Source organism: Bacillus sp. 05T31 (genome assembly GCF_056396725.1).
Genome location: NZ_JBFTMA010000260.1, coordinates 1 through 5420, shown reverse-complemented (window position 1 = coordinate 5420; position 5420 = coordinate 1). Strand labels below are relative to the sequence as shown.

Below are 5420 nucleotides of genomic sequence, written 5' to 3'. Positions count from 1 at the left end.
GTCTTGGACTTGCCATTTCAAAAAATATTTTAGAACTTCATGGAGCTGAGTATGGGGTATATAATACCGCAGATGGTGTGCTATTTTATTTCTATTTACAGAAAAAAGTGTAGAACGGATGTTCTACACTTTTTTATTTATTTTAATAACGTGTTTGCCTTTTCCTTAACGTAAAGAAAATAGGTTCATTTGTGTCTAAACGTGCATAATCCCCCAAATCATATAGTGAGTTCTGGTGCACAAAGATACTAATTTATTTAATACGTAGCTGTGTTTCAGCATCAAAGAAATGTACTTTGTCCATGTCAAATTCAAGTTGCATAGATTCGCCTGTTTGATAATCATTACGTGTATCTAAACGTGCAATGAATGATTGATTGTGTAACGTAGCATAAATCATCGATTCGGCTCCAAGTAATTCTGCCACTTCAATTTTTATATTTATCATATTRTCCGGCGATGTTTCTAACATGCTTGGCTCATCATAGATATGTTCCGGACGAATGCCAAGAATTATGTTTTTATTTTCATAACATTGTTCACGTAGTGCTTCTAATTTTTTTTCTGGAATACTTAGTTTGATATGACCTAAAATAAATTTTCCATTCTCCACTTTTCCCCTAAAGAAATTCATGGCTGGTGAACCAATAAATCCACCAACAAATACGTTTTCAGGATATTCATATACTTCTTTTGGTGTACCAACTTGTTGTATCCGTCCATCTTTCATAACTACCAGGCGCGTTGCCATTGTCATTGCCTCTGTTTGATCATGCGTAACATAAATAGTTGTTGTTTGTAAGCGATGATGCAGTTTTGAAATTTCAGAGCGCATGGTAACACGTAGCTTTGCATCTAGATTTGATAATGGCTCATCCATTAAAAATACTTTTGCATCACGTACAATGGCGCGCCCTAAAGCAACACGTTGTCTCTGACCACCGGATAACGCGTTTGGTTTCCGCTTTAACAGTTCTTCTAATCCAAGAATTCTTGCTGCGTCGTGAACACGACGCTCGATTTCATCTTTTGGTAACTTACGAATTTTCAAGCCAAATGCCATATTATCATACACGGTCATATGAGGATAGAGGGCATAATTTTGGAAAACCATTGCGATGTCACGATCCTTTGGTGGTACGTCATTCACATATTTTTCGTCAATGTATAAATCTCCTTGTGAAATGTCCTCTAATCCAGCAATCATACGTAAAGTGGTCGATTTACCACATCCAGAAGGACCAACAAAGACTATAAATTCTTTGTCTTGAATATGAAGATTAAAATCCTCTACCGCTGGCACGTTATTGTCATATATTTTATAAATATTTTTTAATACTACCTCTGTCATGTTGTTGCCTCCTGTAATAAAAGAACTATATATGTTTTTATCATTTTTGTTTTCCTGGCATTTTTAAAGATATCGTATGAATTCAAAATTTACGTATTCATGTGAACCTCAAACGCTTTTTCTCATCTACCCGAACGAACAATCATATTCAGAAACTCTATTGGATAAATTAAGGGGACCAGTCTTTATTTCAACCTATGAGAGCAGTATAAAAAAAGGCATGATTCCTTGGGCTTAAGAAATAAAATAAGAGAAACTACCATTCAATTTTGTGCAGTTCCTCTTATTTATCGTGGGCTTTTAGTCCCCTTTGTCATAGTATATGACATGGTTTATTGAGTACGTCATCTTATTTAGTAACTGAATAGTTACATTTATTTTTTGGTAGCTTCATTCTGGCTAATCGCTTCCATAGAAAATGCTATAAAACGAGAAACTTGTACTGAATTTACTTCTTTCCCCGACTTCTCAATAGGTTGATCCCGAACAAGATATATGTCTTTTTCTTCAAAAGTTGGTTTAATATGAATAGTTTCTTTTAACATTTCAACTTGATAAAAGTCCTTCTTCAGTGGATCTTTTGCACTTGGATCTGGTTTAATTACTTTTCTATCTTTTTTAATGTCTAGTCCTTTTTGCCCCATAGCTTGGTTCCATACTGTAAACTCCGGTTCCGCAACCTCATCTAGATATGCTAGGATTTCTTCATCACTAATTTCTTGCTTTTTCGCTACTTTACTTTGTAGTTTTTTAGCAACAGTTGTTTTCACATTTTTTCTAAACTCAGGAACTTTCTTTTTCAGTTTTTCATAGAAATCATCCACTTCATTGGCTTCTTTTTTGAACTCTTCAAGAGTATAGAAGCCCTTATTCCCTACAAATATCCCTTTAAATAGAACCTCTTTACTATCTGGTTTCACATAAAACTCCCAACCACCTAATACTTTTCCTTCAAAATGCACTTTATAGTATTCTTTCATATTTTTATCTGCTAAATTTGGATTGGGTTTTGTAACTTCTGCTGTTAGTGAAACCGTGTAATCTTGTTTGTCTTTTTGATAATAACTTTTTATTTCAGGGACCGAATTAAACAATACGTCAACAATTTCTTGATCTTCTTTTGAGAGTGTATCTTCTATAGAGAGTTTGGTTTCCTCAACAGGTGATTCCTTTTTCTCCGCACTCGTATCTCGATCATCTTTTGAAAGTTCAACAGATGACTCTTTTTTCTCTGCATTCGTATTTTGAGCAACAGGTTTCACCGGATTCTCATCACCTTTGTTACTACATGCAACCATACCTGTTAGTAATATACCGCTACATAACATCAGAATCATTTTATTCCTTTTCAATTCTAATCCCCACTTTGCTAGTTATATTTATTTTAATTGCTATTACCTGTCGTGAAATATATACAGATTATTCGTTTATAAATGTCGTCACTCGATTTTGAATCAGGGCTGCTACGTCCTTAGCTGATTTTTGGCCACTAAAGTAAGGCTTGGATTCCTCAGCAATAATGGATTCAATTTTAGTGCCTTCTGGAGCCTGGACGCTTATTTCAGCAACCATTTCCTCTAATCCTTGTATATCACTCTCAGTAACGTTAATAGGACCATTGGGATGCTCCAGTTTTCCTTTTTCCTTCAATGTTTTGATTTGCTGTTCATATACAGCTTTATTAATTGGAAATGCATTCGCTTTACTTTGGACCTCATCAGACATTAAAAACTTAAGAAAATCCCACGATTCCTTTTTAACCGGTGATTTCGCATTTATACCTACTGTTGTGTACGGTGTAAAAGCAACTCCCTTTTTTTGTCCAGCTATATGTGGTTTTTGATATACCTTTGTCCCTGTTATACCAAATGCAGCTCCCGTACTGAAATAGTCTTCTACCGACATGATCATTGGTAGAAGGTTAAAATATGATTCTCCTAAATTAACAGGATCTGCAGTGGCTATTTTCTCGTCATACATCTTCTTTACGTCTTCCAGCATCTGTACAAATAAATCAGACTCGAACTTTGCTTTTCCACTAGCTTTATCTACTAGCTCATTGTAATGATCTTGCACCAGAAATTGCAGCATTTGTTCCGGAGGAGTATTCCCAATAACCTTTTTATCTGTTCCTTTGCTTGATAACTCTTTTCCAATGCTTGTGAACTCACTCCAAGTCCACTCTTTGTCATTCACTTTTACTCCAGATTGTTGTATCGCTGTATCGTCCCCAAGCAAGCCACTTAACCAAAAATATAATGGAATACCATAAAGTTTTTGGTTTGTTTTTGAATTATCTAAAACGTTATTAAAATATTGATTTTTATCAAAAGATTTATCCTGTTCCATCATTTCACTTAAGTCTGTAAGTAATCCTTTCTTCACATACTTGTCCGCAGGTAAGCTGTCTAGTACAATCACATCRGAYCCTTTACCWGMTAAMAATTCTGTATTCACCTTACTAATCGTTTTCTCTATGGAGGTCTCATCTATCTTTGATCCTCCTCCTTTGGATCCACTTTCATCTGATCTACTTTCTGGAAATGCTCCTTTTATCTGGATGTCTATTTTAGGATTYTTTTGTTCATATAGTTTCTCKGCMTRTTTTAGGRACCTWGTRTCMCYTAAAGTCGAYACTTCGACTATCGTTTTTCCATCTTTTGTTTTTCTTTCACCTTTGCTATYACTATTTCCRCAACCTGCCATRMAGCTGATTGATAGACTTGCTACTARCATCATACAAACCTTTTTCATTTTAAATTYTCTCCTTATTTTTGTTATTTTACGTATTCACGTTGAACTTCACACACTTTTTCTCATCTACCCAAACAAACAATAATACTTCGGAAACTCTATTGGGATAGATTTAGAGGGCGAGTCTGTATTTATAGGAAATCGGAATGGTTCCTTGAGCTCAAGAAGTAGAATAAGAGAAACTGCCGTCCCATTTTGTGCAGTTTCTCTTATTTGTTAGGATTTTCTATGAAACCGTGCACCATTGTCACCATGTATGACATGGTTTATTGAATATGTCCCTGAGTAATTACATTTATTTTTTGATAGCAGTTAGCACTATACTGCTACATAACCTCAGAATCATTTTATTTCGCTTCAATTTTAATCCTTGTTTTGCTAGTTATTTATATTTTTGCTTTAATTGCTACTACTTGTTGTGAAATATATACAGCTTATTCGTTTATATATGTTGTCACTCGGTTTTGAATCAGTACTGCTACATCCTTAGCTGATTTTTGACCACTAAAGTAGGACTTGGACTCCTCTGCAATAATGGATTCAACTTTAGTGCCTTCTGAAGCTTGGACGCTTATTTCAGCAACCATTTTCTCTAATTCTTGTATATCATTCTCGGTAACGTTAATATCACCATCTGGATCCTCAATTTTTCCTTTTTCCTTCAGTGCTTTGATTTGTTGTTCATATACAGCTTTATGAATTGGAAAGTTACTTGGAACGCGACTTGAAATGTCATCTGAATAGTCACACCATTTCTTTTGGATCTCCTCAGATATTAAAAATTTAAGAAAATCCCATGCTTGCTTTTTAACTGGAGATTTCGCATTTATACCTACTGTTGTTTCAGGTGTAAATGCAATTCCCCTTTTTTGCCCAGCTATATGTGGGCTTTGATACGTTTTTGCCCCTGTTATATCCAATCTATTTCCAAAATTGAAATAATTTTTTACCGACATGATTTGCATTGGAGAAAAATATGTTTCTTTTACAGGCAGGCCGTCTTCAGTGATTATTTTCTCGYCATACATCTTCTTTACGTTTTCCAACATCTGTACAAATAAATCAGACTGAAAATTTGCTTTTCCACTTGCTTTATCTACTAACTCAGCGTAATGATCTTGCACCAGAAGTTTCAACATATATTCTGGCTCTATACCATTCATAACATGTTTAAGTGGTCCTTTGTTTACTAATTCTTTTCCGATACTTGTGAATTCACTCCAAGTCCACTCTTTGTCATTTATTTTCACTCCAGATTGTTGTATCGCTGTATCGTTCCCCAGCAGTCCGCTTAACCAAAAATATGCTGGAATAC

The 5420-nt window shown here is 34.9% G+C and carries 4 protein-coding genes; all 4 read right to left on the bottom strand.

Translation table 11 applies throughout. From position 1 onward, the window contains the following. Positions 1-253: 253 nt before the first annotated feature. Positions 254-1351, bottom strand: a complete 1098-nt coding sequence (locus AC1DJR_RS16270; protein ID WP_002193471.1) for an ABC transporter ATP-binding protein — start codon at positions 1349-1351, stop codon at positions 254-256. A 374-nt stretch (positions 1352-1725) separates the two neighbouring features. Beyond that, entirely contained in the window at positions 1726-2688 is a 963-nt protein-coding gene (locus AC1DJR_RS16265; protein ID WP_477003022.1) for a hypothetical protein, read from the bottom strand. A gap of 82 nt (positions 2689-2770) precedes the next feature. Then, positions 2771-4105, bottom strand: a complete 1335-nt coding sequence (locus AC1DJR_RS16260) for an ABC transporter substrate-binding protein (protein ID WP_477003021.1) — start codon at positions 4103-4105, stop codon at positions 2771-2773. 434 nt (positions 4106-4539) lie between these two features. Then, on the bottom strand, positions 4540-5420 hold an 881-nt coding region (locus tag AC1DJR_RS16255; protein WP_477003020.1), incomplete at its 5' end, for an extracellular solute-binding protein.